The organism is Pseudomonas sp. C9-3 (assembly GCF_032392015.1).
In the GTDB taxonomy this organism is placed as follows: domain Bacteria; phylum Pseudomonadota; class Gammaproteobacteria; order Pseudomonadales; family Pseudomonadaceae; genus Pseudomonas; species Pseudomonas nitroreducens.
In genome coordinates this window covers 593,605-607,865 of sequence record NZ_CP135919.1, presented here as the reverse complement: position 1 = coordinate 607,865, position 14,261 = coordinate 593,605, and the positions used below count along the sequence as shown (strand labels likewise).

General features: G+C 65.7%; 15 protein-coding genes. 6 read left to right on the top strand and 9 right to left on the bottom strand.

Annotated features, from left to right (window positions below):
• Nucleotides 1-78: 78 nt before the first annotated feature.
• Genes RS899_RS02715 through rpoE form a run of 5 tightly spaced genes read right to left on the bottom strand, consistent with a single transcriptional unit; the run spans nt 79 to nt 4,164 of the window.
• Entirely contained in the window at nt 79-1,509 is a 1,431-nt protein-coding gene (locus RS899_RS02715; RefSeq protein WP_054908996.1) for a DegQ family serine endoprotease, read from the bottom strand.
• A gap of 36 nt (nt 1,510-1,545) precedes the next feature.
• Entirely contained in the window at nt 1,546-2,001 is a 456-nt protein-coding gene (locus tag RS899_RS02710; RefSeq protein WP_054908997.1) for a SoxR reducing system RseC family protein, read from the bottom strand.
• Nucleotides 1,998-2,942, bottom strand: a complete 945-nt coding sequence (locus tag RS899_RS02705; RefSeq protein WP_054908998.1) for a MucB/RseB C-terminal domain-containing protein — start codon at nt 2,940-2,942, stop codon at nt 1,998-2,000. The genes RS899_RS02710 and RS899_RS02705 overlap by 4 nt, the downstream gene beginning before the upstream one ends.
• Before the next feature lie 21 nt (nt 2,943-2,963).
• Entirely contained in the window at nt 2,964-3,548 is a 585-nt protein-coding gene (locus RS899_RS02700; protein WP_024765536.1) for a sigma-E factor negative regulatory protein, read from the bottom strand.
• 31 nt (nt 3,549-3,579) lie between these two features.
• Nucleotides 3,580-4,164 (bottom strand): RNA polymerase sigma factor RpoE, encoded by a 585-nt coding sequence (gene rpoE / locus RS899_RS02695; protein ID WP_024765535.1) that lies wholly within the window; start codon nt 4,162-4,164, stop codon nt 3,580-3,582.
• A 460-nt stretch (nt 4,165-4,624) separates the two neighbouring features.
• Here rpoE and nadB point away from each other — a divergent pair, with 460 nt between their 5' ends.
• On the top strand, nt 4,625-6,241 hold the full coding sequence (gene nadB / locus RS899_RS02690; protein ID WP_054908999.1) for an L-aspartate oxidase: 1,617 nt from the start codon (nt 4,625-4,627) through the stop codon (nt 6,239-6,241).
• Here nadB and RS899_RS02685 read toward each other — a convergent pair.
• Both RS899_RS02685 and RS899_RS02680 read right to left on the bottom strand, forming a co-directional pair.
• A complete protein-coding gene (locus tag RS899_RS02685) occupies nt 6,210-6,662 on the bottom strand; it encodes a protein YgfX (RefSeq protein WP_315809027.1) in 453 nt (150 codons plus the stop codon). The two genes, nadB and RS899_RS02685, sit on opposite strands and share 32 nt — an antisense overlap.
• Nucleotides 6,646-6,900, bottom strand: a complete 255-nt coding sequence (locus RS899_RS02680) for a succinate dehydrogenase assembly factor 2 (protein ID WP_024765533.1) — start codon at nt 6,898-6,900, stop codon at nt 6,646-6,648. Before RS899_RS02680 ends, RS899_RS02685 begins: the two co-directional genes overlap by 17 nt.
• Before the next feature lie 169 nt (nt 6,901-7,069).
• Here RS899_RS02680 and RS899_RS02675 point away from each other — a divergent pair, with 169 nt between their 5' ends.
• Nucleotides 7,070-8,005 (top strand): folate-binding protein YgfZ, encoded by a 936-nt coding sequence (locus RS899_RS02675; RefSeq protein WP_315809026.1) that lies wholly within the window; start codon nt 7,070-7,072, stop codon nt 8,003-8,005.
• Between the two features lie 45 nt (nt 8,006-8,050).
• Entirely contained in the window at nt 8,051-8,887 is an 837-nt protein-coding gene (locus tag RS899_RS02670) for an HDOD domain-containing protein (RefSeq protein WP_054909002.1), read from the top strand.
• Nucleotides 8,888-9,088: 201 nt separating this feature from the next.
• Here the strand turns inward: RS899_RS02670 and RS899_RS02665 are convergent, their stop codons facing one another.
• Nucleotides 9,089-10,492: a sensor histidine kinase gene (locus RS899_RS02665; RefSeq protein WP_315809025.1), complete on the bottom strand. Its 1,404-nt coding sequence runs from the start codon at nt 10,490-10,492 to the stop codon at nt 9,089-9,091.
• Nucleotides 10,485-11,156 carry a response regulator gene (locus tag RS899_RS02660; protein WP_024765529.1) on the bottom strand — a complete coding sequence of 224 codons (672 nt, stop codon included), beginning with the start codon at nt 11,154-11,156 and terminating at the stop codon, nt 10,485-10,487. The genes RS899_RS02665 and RS899_RS02660 overlap by 8 nt, the downstream gene beginning before the upstream one ends.
• 287 nt (nt 11,157-11,443) lie before the next feature.
• Here RS899_RS02660 and RS899_RS02655 point away from each other — a divergent pair, with 287 nt between their 5' ends.
• The 3 genes from RS899_RS02655 to RS899_RS02645 are packed head-to-tail and all read left to right on the top strand — an operon-like array spanning nt 11,444 to nt 14,257.
• A complete protein-coding gene (locus RS899_RS02655) occupies nt 11,444-12,733 on the top strand; it encodes an OprD family porin (RefSeq protein WP_024765528.1) in 1,290 nt (429 codons plus the stop codon).
• A gap of 29 nt (nt 12,734-12,762) precedes the next feature.
• The gene (locus tag RS899_RS02650; RefSeq protein WP_169941377.1) at nt 12,763-13,740 is read left to right on the top strand and encodes a Bug family tripartite tricarboxylate transporter substrate binding protein; all 978 of its coding nucleotides are present in this window, start codon (nt 12,763-12,765) and stop codon (nt 13,738-13,740) included.
• Nucleotides 13,741-13,789: 49 nt separating this feature from the next.
• A complete protein-coding gene (locus RS899_RS02645; protein WP_038803784.1) occupies nt 13,790-14,257 on the top strand; it encodes a tripartite tricarboxylate transporter TctB family protein in 468 nt (155 codons plus the stop codon).
• Nucleotides 14,258-14,261: the final 4 nt, after the last annotated feature.

The following is a 14,261-nucleotide window of genomic DNA, read 5'->3' as shown; positions in this document are numbered from 1 at the left end:
GCCAGGGGCGTCACGCCGAGCCGGACGGTCAGGCATGAAAAAGGGCGGTCGAAACCGCCCTTTTCTGGTGCGCCGGCCTTACTCGGTCAGCTTGAACGTGATGAAGCTCGCACGCCCCTGGCGCAGTACGCGCATGGAAATCGAACGATCCTTCGGCAGCGCCTTGGCAATCTCGCTGAAGGTTTTCGAGGAATCCACTGCACGGTTGTTCAGGTGAGTGATGACGTCGCCCGGACGCAGGCCGATCATGGCCGCCGGACCGCCCTGCACTTCCTTGATGACCACGCCGCCCTTGATATCCAGGGACTTGCGCTGCTCGGCAGTCAACTCCGCCACGGTCACGCCCATGCGGTTGCTGCTGCGCTCGGCACCCTTGCCTTCGACGGCGGCAACGGCATCGTCGTCGTCCGGCAGGCTACCGATGGTCATGCTCAGGGTCTGGCGCTTGTTGTCACGGATGACTTCCAGGGACGCCTTGTCACCCGGCTTCATGTTGCCCACCAGGTGCGGCAGGTCGGCGGATTCGTTGATGGTCTGACCGTTGAGGCTGAGGATCACATCACCCACCTGCAGGCCGCCCTTGGCTGCCGGGCCGTCTTCCACCAACTGCGCGACCAGCGCACCAGCCGGCTTGTCGAGACCGAAGGACTCGGCCAGATCCTTGTTCACTTCCTGGATCACCACGCCCAGCCAGCCGCGATTGACCTTGCCGCCAGCCTTGAGCTGATCGGCGACGTTCAGCGCCACATCGATAGGGATCGCGAACGAAAGCCCCATGAAGCCGCCGGAACGGGTGAAGATCTGCGAGTTGATACCGACCACTTCACCCTGCAGGTTCAGCAGCGGGCCACCGGAGTTACCCGGGTTGATCGCCACGTCGGTCTGGATGAACGGCACATAGTTCTCGTTCGGCAGGCTGCGGCCCTTGGCACTGACGATGCCGGCCGTCACCGAGTGATCGAAGCCGAACGGCGAGCCGATGGCCAACACCCACTCGCCGACCTTCAGCTTGTCGGAATCACCCAGCTTGAGCGTCGGTAGGCCCTTGGCGTCGATCTTCAGCACGGCCACGTCGCTGCGCGGGTCGGCACCGACCAGCTTGGCCTTGTGCTCGCTGCGGTCGGACAGGCGCACGAGGATCTCGTCGGCGTCGGCGACCACATGGTTGTTGGTCAGGATGTAGCCATCATCGGAAATGATGAAGCCCGAACCCAGGGACTGGGCTTCGCGCTGCTGGCCACGGGGAGCCTGTCCCTGACCACCCTGGCCACGAGGAATGCTGCGCTCGAAGAATTCACGCAGGCCCGGCGGCAGGCCGTCGAGGTCCGGAATGCCCATCTGCGCGTTGGAGCGATCGGGTAGCTTCTGCGTGGTACTGATGTTGACCACCGCCGGCGAGGCTTTCTCGACCAGCGGGGTGAAATCCGGTAGTTCAGCCCGCGCGGTGACCGACAGGCTCAGGGCCAGCAGGGCGACCAGCGCAGCCATGCTGCGTTTCAGGGTTTGCATTGACTACAGCTCCCGTGATGTTGATTGGGAAGATCACTAAACAGGGCCGGGCGGCCCACCGACCAGCGCACGCAGCACAACCGGTTGCATCGCCGGATCATCCGTATGGCGTCGCGTGTAGTGACGCACCAGCAGCCAGGCCAGCAGGAAACCCGCCAGCCCAGCCACGATGATGAGAGGTTCCCCCAGATCGAGGCCCGCCGCCAGTAGCGCCAGCGTGAACAGCCCGATCAGAGGAGAGAGATAGAAAAGCAGGGCACTCTTGAGCAGCAGGTCTTCATCCATACCCAGCACGACTTCGTCGCCGGGCGCCAGCGCCAATGAAGACAGGACGCGCATTCCGCCGCGCCCACGCACAACACCCAACTGCCGCAGAAGGCCGTGGCCGCAACCGGCACTGGCCGAGCATCCTGAGCAGGTGGAGTAGCGCAGCGTTTCGACCTGGACAGCGCCAGACTCGACCGCAATCACCCTCCCCCGCTCCTGGATCACTGTGGCTGGGCTCCTGCTGGGCGCATGGACAACGCCACGCGCTCGGCCGTGCCACTGGGGATTTCACCGACTACGGTCACCATGGTGCCGCCGTCGTCACTGGCAAACCGCCGCGATACCACCGTCGTCGGGCCCAACTGGGTGCGGGCATCGTCGACCTTGGCGCCATGCAGCGGCTCGAGGAATACCGAGAAACGCGCCAGGCCGTCACCGTAGGCAAGGCAAAGCACCTGGTCATTGGAGACCGGGCTGCGCTCCTGCAAGGTGCTGTTCAGGGTGAAACCCGGTGGCACCCATTCGGAATGCCAGCTGGTTTTCACTTCGGCGACCTTGGCTTCCTTCACCGGCTTGCAGGCTGCGCTCGGCTGAAGCGCCCCGTCGTCCGGCGCCTCCATGTCGATACGAGTGAACTGCAGGCGCTCGATGATCTGGCCCTTGTCGTTGAGCAGCAGGGACTTGAGCGGCAGGCCTGTTTCCTTGTCCAGGTGCAACTCGAACCCGTAGCGATGCTGGTCTCGCGGGATAACCGCCAGCACCACCGCCGGACGGTCGGCAATGCGCGACTCGCCGGCGACGCGAACATCATAGTAGGCGGACAGGTCAGTCGGATTCAGCTTGCGGGCCGGCCACATCTCGCCGGTCGACACCTGTCCGGACATGCCGCCACCCACACACTGGGTGGCACCATCGACACGCACCACTTCCTGGCGCGGCCCATCGACCTGGACAAGGTGCTCGCGAACCGAGCCATCACTCTCCACCCGATGCCAGACATCGTGGGTGGTGAAGGCTCCGCTGCGCTCGTAGATGAAGGTACCCTGGAAGTTCTGTTGCTGATCAGCCTCGGAGAGGCGCTTGATCCAGTCCAACGCATCGGCGGCCTGAACTGGCAATGCCAGCAGACCGCCGAGGAAGAACAACAGTGCTGTCGTAGCGCGCATGTCGCTCCTTAAGGTCGCAAATCAGCGGCTTTCCAGGCTCGCGGCGCGTGCGTAGGGCAGGGCGCTGTCGGTGCCGCTGACGGCGGACTGCTGCGCATGCTGACGCAGGTAACCCGGAAGACGCTGCTCGTGCCAGGTGGTCTGCCCGCCCTGGGCATTGGTGATCACCTGCGGCGCCTCGTCCTGAGTGTAGCCTGCCAATACCGCCGGGCCTTGCACTTGCGGCAGGGCGATCTGCGGAGTGGCGCCTTGCTGGGCAAGGCCGTTGGCAACACTGTCATCCTGGTGGTACATGCGCACACCGGCCAGCACGGCCAGGGTCACCGAGGCGGCGACTGCCAGGCGGCCGACGTTGCGCCAGGGATTGCGACTGCGCGGCGCCGGCACGGCCTCGTCGGCCAATGCGGCGGAGACGGCAGCCGCAATGTCCAGCTTGGGCATGGCTGGCTCGCGGTGCATCACTGCACGGGCCAGTTGGTAACGGGACCAGGTGGCCCGCAATTCGGCGTCCTCGCCGCAGGCTGCAAGCACACGCCGCAGCTCCAGCTCATCCGCTTCGTTATCCATAACAGCGGACAGCGACTCCTGCAGGGCTTCACGACTCATAGCGGTACCTCTCTTGGCTTCTGCCGCTGTATCAGACTTCATCATGCAACAAAGGCTGCAAAGCTTTGTCGATCGCTTCCCGCGCACGGAATATCCGTGAGCGGACGGTTCCCACCGGACACTGCATCACGGTGGCGATATCTTCGTAACTCAGACCTTCGAACTCACGCAGGGTCAATGCCGTGCGCAAATCGTCGGGCAACTGCTGGATGGTGCGATGGACCGTTTCCTCGATCTCATCCCGCAGCATGGCTCTTTCCGGCGACTCGATGTCCTTCAGGGCGTGATCGCCGTCGAAGAACTCCGCATCCTCTGCCGTGACATCGCTGTCCGGCGGCCGCCGACCGCGCGCAACCAGATGGTTCTTCGCGGTGTTGATGGCGATACGGTACAGCCAGGTATAAAAGGCACTGTCACCGCGGAAGTTACCCAAGGCGCGATACGCCTTGATGAACGCTTCCTGTGCGACGTCCTGGGCTTCCTGGGCGTCGTGCACGAATCGCACGATCAGCCCCAGAATCTTGTGCTGGTACTTCAGCACCAGCAGGTCGAATGCCCGTTTATCTCCGCGCTGTACCCGTTCAACCAGTTGCTGATCCGTTTCCTGGGTTAGCATGAATGCTCCTCTGAAAACCTGGAGGAGCTTCGAGCACCCTGGTGAATCGTCCTGCCAAGATAGACTCGGGTCTTTTGCAAAAGTTCTCCCCTCCAAGCATACGCCGCACAGTTTTTTCAGATTGGCGGCAACCGGACCCCGACATGCGTCCGAAGCCCGTCAAATTCAACTGTACCGGGCGGAACACCCGCTCCCCTTCCGCGCAATGTCAATCTGCGCGCAAAGCTGATTGGGTATTCCGCGTTCGAACCGGAACGCCTGAAAAAGTTCCGGGGATTTGCCTTGGTCCTTCAATGATTTCGACGCCACCCGGACGCCCGCCAGGCCGGCTTGAGCGGGGAAGAATGCCTCCCGCCCTGCGACTGCCGTCCCGCCGCACGCACCTTCGGTGTCATCGGTTCGCCAGTATTGTGCCGTGGCCCCCTTCTATATACTAGGGCGCCATTTTGTGGAGCCGGGTATGAGTCAGCATTTCCAGCACGATGTCCTAGTGATCGGCAGCGGGGCCGCCGGCCTGACGCTGGCTTTGACGCTGCCCTCACACCTGAAGATCGCCGTGCTGAGCAAGGGCGAGCTTTCCCAGGGTTCCACGTTCTGGGCCCAGGGCGGCGTCGCCGCCGTGCTGGATGACACCGATACCGTGGAATCCCACGTCGAGGACACTCTGGTCGCCGGCGCGGGCCTGTGCCGCGAGGACGCGGTGAAATTCACCGTCGAGCATAGCCGCGAAGCCATCCAGTGGCTGATCGAGCAGGGCGTACCCTTCACCCGCGACCATGAGCCGGGACGCGAAGACGGTGGTTTCGAGTTCCACCTGACCCGCGAGGGCGGCCACAGCCATCGCCGCATCATTCACGCCGCCGACGCCACCGGCGCCGCAATCTTCAATACGCTGCTGGAGCAGGCGCGCCAAAGGCCGAACATCGAACTGCTGTCGCAGCGGGTTGCCGTCGACCTGATCACCGAGCGAAAACTGGGGATGAACGGCCAGCGCTGCCTGGGCGCCTACGTGCTGGATCGCGCCACCGGGGAAGTCGACACCTTCAGCGCGCGCTTCACCGTGCTCGCCTCCGGCGGCGCCAGCAAGGTCTACCTCTATACCAGCAACCCGGACGGCAACTCCGGCGATGGCATCGCCATGGCCTGGCGCGCCGGCTGCCGGGTCGGCAACCTGGAGTTCAACCAGTTCCACCCGACCTGCCTGTACCACCCGCAGGCCAAGAGTTTCCTGATCACCGAGGCGCTGCGTGGTGAAGGCGCCCTGCTGCGCCTGCCCAATGGCGAGCGCTTCATGCCGCGCTTCCACGCCCTGGGCGAACTTGCCCCGCGCGACGTAGTGGCCCGCGCCATCGACCATGAGATGAAGCGGCTGGGTATCGACTACGTCTATCTGGACATCAGCCACAAGCCGGCCGAGTTCATTCGCGAGCACTTCCCCACCGTCTACGAACGCTGCCTGGACTTCGGTATCGACATCACCCGCGAGCCCATCCCGGTCGTGCCGGCGGCGCACTACACCTGCGGTGGCGTGCTGGTGGACGAACACGGCCACACCGATGTGCCGAACCTCTATGCCATCGGTGAAACCACCTTCACCGGCCTGCACGGCGCCAACCGCATGGCCAGCAACTCGCTACTGGAGTGCTTCGTCTACGCCCGATCCGCTGCCGCCGACATCCTCGCCAAGCTGCCCAAGGAACAGGCCCTGGTCGCGCTGCCCTGCTGGGACGCCAGCCAGGTGACCGACTCGGACGAAGACGTGATCATCGCGCACAACTGGGACGAACTGCGGCGTTTCATGTGGGACTACGTGGGCATCGTGCGCACCAACAAGCGCCTTGCCCGCGCCCAGCACCGCGTGCGCCTGCTGCTGGACGAGATCGACGAGTTCTACTCGAACTACAAGGTCAGCCGCGACCTGATCGAACTGCGCAACCTGGCGCAGGTAGCGGAGCTGATCATCAACTCCGCCATGCAACGCCACGAGAGCCGCGGCCTGCACTACACGCTGGACTATCCGGACCTGCTGCCCGAGGCCCGCGACACTATCCTGGCGCCGTCCACCTATTGCGGCTGAACCTCAGCCGCACCCGCAGACGCCGGTGCAACTCCGGCGCCAGGGCATCGGCGGGGACGCAGACGCTGCGAGCCAGCCAGTCGCCAGGGCGACGGAAACGCAGGACGACCAACCTGGGCAGCGCCAGGCTGTCCGGCATCAACTGCACCGGCTGAAAGCCGTCCCGCGCGCTCCACAGCTGCCAGCCCTCGGCGTTGTGGCGCAGCGCACGCACCGAATCCGGCGCGCGCAATAGAATCTGCCGCGGCACAACCCAGCAGGCATGCAGCAGGCAGAGACTCAGGCCGAGCGTTTTCCAGTGAAGGGGAATGTCCGCGAGCAGTAGCGCCAGGACGGCACCGAACTGCGCGGCGAGGTAGGCCGCCAGCAAACCGATGGACGGTTGCCAGCGGCACTCGAAGGGGTCACTTCGGCTGGACACGGTCCAGGATCATGCGAACGATGATGCGCAGGTCGGCATCTTCCGGCTCGCCGCGCTGCATGAACCAGCCGAACATGTCCTGGTCCTCGCACTCCAGCAGCTTGCGGAAGCGCGCCTGATCATCGGCGGGCAGGCCCGGATAGACTTCCTGGACAAAGGGCACCAGCAGGACGTCCAGTTCCAGCATGCCGCGGCGGCTGTGCCAGAAAAGGCGTTTGAGTTCGGTTTCGTCGGTCATCTGCGGGCACCTCGATTAACAGCGGGCGAATACGTGTTGTCGCTCGCGAAGTCGACGGACGGCGCGAGCCGAGCGGCATTATACGCATGCTCGACTCCCCCGGCACCCGCTGACAAGGCAGGGCCTGAGCTCTATCATGAGGCCCCTAACTTTCTTCCAGCGAATCGTGATGACCGACTCTGCTTTCTACACCGAACTCAATCACGAAGGGATTCTCGCCGTCCGTGGCGCGGACGCCGCCAAATTCCTCCAGGGCCAGCTGACCTGCAACCTCAATTACCTCAACGCCGAGTATTCCAGCCTCGGCGCCCGTTGCACGCCCAAGGGCCGCATGACCTCCAGTTTCCGCATCCTCGCCGAGGGCGAAGGCTTCCTGTTGGCGATGGCCAGGGACCTGCTGGACAGCCAACTGGCGGACCTGAAGAAGTACGCGGTGTTTTCCAAAGCCACCCTCTCCGATGACAGCAGCCAGTGGGCGCGCTTCGGCCTGAGCGCTGCGGACGCCGTTCTGGCCGAACTGAAGCTGCAGCTCTCCGGCGAAGCTGACCAGGTAGCGCGAGCCGACGGCCTGATCGCCATCGGCCTCGGCCAGGGCCGCGTCGAACTCTGGGTGCCGGCCGAGCGCGCCGCTGCCATTGCCGAGCTGCTGCAGGCCCACCTGCCCCACGCCGAACTCAACGACTGGCTGCTCGGCCAGGTGCGTGCCGGCGTCGGCCAGGTATTCGGCGCCACCCGCGAGCTGTTCATCCCGCAGATGATCAACCTGCAGGCCGTGGGCGGCGTGAGCTTCAAGAAAGGCTGCTACACCGGCCAGGAAATCGTTGCGCGCATGCAGTACCTCGGCCGCCTCAAGCGCCGCCTGCAGCGCCTGAAACTCGACGGCGCCGAACTGCCGGAGCCGGGCCGCGAGCTGTTCTCGCCGGTGCACTCCACCAGCGTCGGCGAGGTGGTACTGGCCGCCCGCGCGGCCGATGGCGTAGAGCTGCTCGCCGTGCTGCAGGACGACGCCGCTGCCGACGGCAATGTGCGCCTGGGCGAGGATCAGCCCCTGCGCCTGCTGGATCTGCCTTACGTTCTGGACAGCGATCGCGAGATCCAGCGCTGAATTCCGTGCCGGGCGGGGAGCCCGGTTTTCCCTGAAGGACACTTCATGAGCAAGCTTGCCGAAAAAGTACAACAGGAACTGCTGCGAGCCATCGACAACGATGAGCTGGTGCTGCCGACGCTGCCCGAAGTCGCCCTGCGCGTCCGCGAGGCGGCGGAAGACCCGGACATCAGCATCCAGGACCTCAGCAAGGTGATCGGCAACGACGCTGCCCTGACCGCGCGCATCATCAAGGTGGTAAACAGCCCGCTGCTGCGCACCAACAAGGAAATCACCGACCTGCAGATGGCGATCAGCCGCCTGGGGATCAACTACACGTGCAACCTGGCGACCGGCCTGGCCATGGAGCAGATGTTCCAGGCCACGTCCGACGTCGTCGACCGCAAGATGCGCGAGGTGTGGAACAAGAGCACCGAGATCGCCGGCATCTGCCACGCCCTGTGCCGCCACTACACCCGCCTGGCGCCGGACCAGGCGACCCTCGCCGGCCTGGTACACCAGATCGGCGTGCTGCCGATCCTCACCTACGCCGAGGAGCACAGCGAGCTGCTGGCCGACTCCATCAGCCTCAACCACGTGATCGAGCGCATCCACCCGATCATCGGCGACCGCATCCTCAAGGCCTGGGACTTCCCCGCGCCGATCGCCGCCGTGCCGGGCCAGCACCTGGATTTCAGCCGCGATTCGGCCAAGGTCGACTACGTCGACATCGTCCAGGTCGCCACCCTGCAGAGCTACCTGGGCAGCCAGCACCCCTACACCGAACTGGACTGGGCGACCATCCCGGCCTTCGCCAAGCTGGGCCTGGACCCGAAGGCGGACGTCAAGGAAGACGAAGACCTCTCCGCGGCCATGGAAGCGGCCATGAGCATGTTGCAGTAACGCCGGCCATAGAACCCCTGGGCCACCCCAACCTGGGGTTCAGGCGCAGGGCTCTTCGTAGGAGCGAGCTTGCTCGCGAAAGGCCAAGCGCCCGTGCTGCCGGCAAGCCCGTTCGCGAGCAAGCTCGCTCCTACAAAAGACCGCCTTGCCGTCGTGCTGCTCCCGAAACCCGCCCTCACCGGCGGGTTTCGCGCTTCTGGCTCAGGCGTTTTCCGCCGGGAAGGTCACGCGCACCAGCAGGCCGCCGAGCTCGCCCTGGCCGAGCTCGATGCGGGCGCGGTGGGCGCTGCAGATCTCGCCGACGATGGCCAAGCCCAGGCCGGTGCCCTGCTGGCGGCGGCGGTAGAAGCGGCGGAAGACCTTGTCGTGCTCTTCCGGCGGGATGCCGGGGCCATCGTCCTCGACCTCCAATTCCGCCGGCGAACGCACGCGGATGATCACGTTGCCATCTGCCGCGTGGGCGATGGCGTTATCCACCAGGTTGCTGAGCAGTTCGTTGAGCAGTGTCGGGTCGCCCTTCACCCAGGCAGGCTCATCCGCTTCCAGCGCCAGCGCCACGCCGCGCGAATAGGCCAGGGGCGCCAGCGCCATGCCCAGTTCGCGGGCCAGCTGGCCCAGCTCGATGCGCTCCCCTGCTCCTTCGGCAATGGCGCGGGCACCGCTTTCGACGCGAGCCAGCGACAGCAGCTGATTAGCCAGCCCGGTCACCCGGTCGGTGTTCTGCACAGCCTCGACCAGCGTCGTGCGCCATTGCTGCGGGTCGTCCTCGCGCAGGCCCAGCTCCAACCGTGCCTTTAGCGCCGCCAGCGGCGTGCGCAGTTCGTGGGACGCCTCGGCGATGAACTGCGACTGCCGGTCGAACAGCCCGCGCAGACGCACGGTGAAGTGGTTGAGCGCCGCCACCAGCGGACGCAGTTCCTTCTGCACACGGACTTCCGGCAGCGGGCGCAGGTCGTCCGGTTGGCGCTCCTCCACCGCTTCGCGCAGGCGATCCAAGGGGCGAAGGCCGGCGCTGACCGCGTACCAGACCATCATCAGCGCGGCGATGGCCGACAGCGCCAGGTTGAGCAAGGTGTCGGCGAGCAGGTTGCGCGCCAGCCGCTCCCGCGCGCCCATGGTTTCGGCGACGCGGATTTCCGCCATGCCGTTGACCGTCGGCTGGCTCACCGGCTGCAACAGGCTGACCACCCGCACGCCCTGACCTTCGTAGGTGGCGTCATAGAACTTGGCCAGCGCCGGGTAATCGTCGGTGCGCGGGGTGGTCGGCAGCGGCGCGGGCAGGTTCTCGTAGCCGGAGATCATTTTCCCCTGGGGGTCGATCACCTGGTAGAAGATCCGCCCGGCGCTGTCGTACTCGAAGCTGTCCAGCGCCACGTAGGGCACGTTGGCGCGCAGGGTGCCGTCGCTGGCGTACAACCCGTCGGCGATGTCCCGCGCGGAGGCCAGCAGCGTTCGGTCATAGGCAATGTCGGCGGCGTGGCGGGCACGCCAGTATGTGGCCGCGCTGCCGATCAGCAGCAGCACCAGCAGCAGGCCGCCAAGGCGCCAGAGCAGCCGCCCACGCAGGCTTCCCGTGCCGGGAAAGCGCCAGCGCCGTTCAGCCATCCTGGGCTTCCAGCAGGTAACCCAGGCCACGGAAGGTGACGATACGCACCGAGCTGCCCTCGAGCTTCTTGCGCAGGCGATGCACGTAGATCTCGATGGCATCGGCACTGGCATCCTGGTCCAGGCCAAACACCTGCGCCGCCAGTTGTTCCTTGCTCATCACCCGCCCCGGCCGCGCGATCAGCGCCTCCAGCACGGCCTGCTCGCGGGAAGTGAGGTTCATCGCCTGCTCGGCGAGAGTGAAGCGCCGCGCTCCAAGATCGTAGACCAGTTCGCCGCAGCGCTGCTGCTGTTCGCCGCCGAGCACACTGCGGCGCAGCAGGGCCTTCACCCGCGCCTCCAGCTCGGTGAGTTCGAAGGGCTTGGCCAGGTAATCGTCGGCGCCCAGGTTCAGGCCATGCACGCGATCGCGCACTTCGCCGCGGGCGGTGAGCATCAGCACGGGCAGGGTCTTGCCGCGCTCGCGCAGGCGCGCCAGCACCTGGAATCCGTCCAGCCGCGGCAGGCCGACATCGAGGATGGCCAGGGCGTAGTCCTCGCTGGCCAGGGCCAGGTCGGCGGCCACGCCGTCCTGCAGCAGGTCCACCGTCCAACCCGCGCCCTTGAGCGCCTGGGCGACGCTCTCGCCAAGCTGCGGATGGTCTTCAACCAGGAGGATTCGCACGTGGGACTACCCCTTCGGACTACAGGTTCGGGCCGGCAGTTTACCCATCCGCGAGCCGCTGTGAATGGGGGAAATTCGCTGAAATCACTGCGAAAGGAGACTGAAAGCCTGGCGAAAGCTTAGCCCGTTAGCATCGCCAACGAGCCGCTTCCCAACCCCGTCTTTTTCAGCGCCGACTGCCCAGGCGCAACGGTGGGAGCAGCGGACTCGACGACGGCAAAGACCGTCAACAGAGCGGAAGGCGGCGTGGTGCCCTTTCGCGACAACAACAAGAACGGAGACCACAGATGCCCACCGCCCAGCCTTTGGCTGCACCGGCTTTTGCCAAGCCCAATTCCCGCTGTCTGACACCCGCCCTGCTGGCTTTCGCCGGGGTCGCCCCGCTGTGCGATGCCGCCGGTTTTGTCGAAGACAGCAGCGCCACGCTCAGCACCCAGAACATCTACTTCAACCGTGATTTCCGCGACGGCGCTGGCCAGTCCAAGCGCGAAGAGTGGGCGCAGGGTTTCATCCTCGACTTCCAGTCCGGCTACACCCCCGGCACCATCGGCGTCGGCCTCGACGCCATGGGCATGCTCGGCCTGAAGCTCGACTCCTCGCCGGACCGCACCGGCACCGGCCTGCTGCCCACCCATGACGACGGCCGCGCCGCCGACGAGTACAGCAAGCTGGGCCTGACGGCCAAGTTCAAGGCCTCCGAGACCGAGCTGAAGATCGGCAGCCTGATTCCCGACCTGCCCACCCTGCAGCCCAACGACAGCCGCCTGTTCCCGCAGACCTTCGAGGGCGGCCTGCTCAACTCCACCGACCTGCCGGGCCTGAACTTCACCGGCGGGCGCCTGGAGAAAGTGAAGGACCGCGACTCCACCGACTACACCGACCTGGCGCTGAACAACAAGAACCGCCGCTTCTCCGGCGGCAGCGCCGAAGGCAAGCACTACGACCTGGCCGGCGGCGACTACAAGTTCACCGACCACCTCACCGGCCGCTACCACTACGCGCAGCTGGACGAGGTCTACCGCCAGCACTTCGTCGGCCTGCTCGCAGCCTATCCGCTGGGCCCAGGCAAGTTCAGCGCGGATGTGCGCCTGGCCATCAGCGATGACCAGGGCGAGGCGCGCGGCGGCGAAATCGACAACCGCGCCTTCAACGGCATGCTCGGCTACGCCCTGGGCGCCAACAAATTCAGCCTCGGCTGGCAGCAGATGAGCGGCGACAGCGCCTTCCCCTACATCGATGGCAGCAACCCCTATCTCGTCAACTTCGTCCAGGTCGGAGACTTCGCAGAGACCGACGAGCGCTCCTGGCAAGTGCGCCACGACTACGACTTCGCCGGCCTCGGCATCCCCGGCCTGACCCTGATGAATCGCTACATCAGCGGTGACAATGCCAAAATCAACGGCATGGACGGTCACGGCAAGGAATGGGAGCGCAACACCGACATCAAGTACGTAATCCAGAGCGGCCCGCTCAAGGACGTGGCAGTGCGCGTGCGCAACGCCACCTACCGTTCGAGCTTCGCGCGGGACGCCGACGAGACGCGTATCTACCTCAGCTACTCCCTGGCGATCTGGTAAACCGACAACAACAAGAGAGGAATCGCACCATGTCCACCGTCCTGCGCAACCTGACTCTGGCCGGCGCCACCCTGCTCGCCGCCAGCCAACTGATGGCCGAGCCCAAGCGCCCGGAATGCATCGCCCCGGCCTCTCCCGGCGGCGGCTTCGACCTCACCTGCAAGCTGGCGCAGAGCGCCCTGGTGGACGAGAAGCTGCTGACCAAGCCGATGCGCGTCACCTACATGCCCGGCGGTGTCGGCGCCGTGGCCTACAACGCGGTGGTCGCCCAGCGTCCGGCCGACGGCAACACCATCACCGCCTTCTCCAGCGGCTCGTTGCTGAACCTGGCCCAGGGCAAGTTCGGCCGTTTCGACGAGAACGCCGTGAAATGGCTGGCCGCCGTGGGCACCAGCTACGGCGCCATCGCGGTGCCCAGCGACTCGCCGTACAAGAACCTCGGCGACCTGGTCGCTGCGCTCAAGGCCGACCCGGGCAAGGTAGTGATCGGCTCCGGCGGCACCGTCGGCAGCCAGGACTGGATGCAGACCGCGCTGATCGCCAAGGCTGCCGGCATCGATCCGAAGCAGCTGCGTTACGTCGCTCTGGAAGGTGGCGGCGAGATCGCCACGGCGCTGCTGGGCGGGCACATCCAGGTCGGCAGCACGGACATCTCCGACTCCATGCCGCACATCCGCGCCGGCAAGATGCGCATCCTCGCAGTGTTCTCCGAGGAGCGCCTGAAGGATGAAGGCATGGCCGACATCCCCACCGCCAAGGAGCAGGGCTTCGACATCGTCTGGCCGGTGGTGCGCGGCTTCTACGTCGGGCCGAAGGTGAGCGACGAGGACTACCAGTTCTGGAAGGCCTCCTTCGACAAGCTGCTGGCCTCGGAAGACTTCGCCAAGCTGCGCGATCAGCGCGAGCTGTTCCCCTTCGCCATGACCGGCCCGGAGCTGGACGCCTACGTGAAGCAGCAGGTCGCCCAGTACAAGCAGCTCGCCCGCGAGTTCGGCCTCATCCAGTAACGCCCCGTGCGGCGCCGCCTTCAGCGAAGGCGGCGCAAGGAGACTCCTCATGTCCCGTACCAGCCTCTTCCAGCGGCTGTTCGCCGGCGCCTGGCTGTTCGCCTGCGTCGCCTTCGCCTTGATCGCCTGGCAATTGCAGGCGCCCTTTTCCTACGAACCGGTCGGCCCGCGCGCCTATCCGCTGCTCTGCCTGGGCTTGATGGCCGCCGGCCTCGCCTGGCTGATCGTGCGGCCCACGCCGATCAAGCGCGAGGACGACGAGCCCGCGCTGGAAGGCGCGCTGCTGGCCAAGGTGGTGCTCTGCGTCGCGCTGCTGGCGGTCTACGCCGGGCTGTTCGAGCCGCTGGGCTTCATCCCCGCCAGTGCCCTGGTCGGCACCTTCATCGCGCTGATCTACGGCGGCCGCCCGGTGGCCAGCGTGGTCACTGCCACGCTGCTCGCCATCGGCCTCTATGTGCTGTTCGACCGCACCCTGGACGTCCCGCTGCCGCTGGGCATCCTCGATCCCCTGCTCTGAGGAC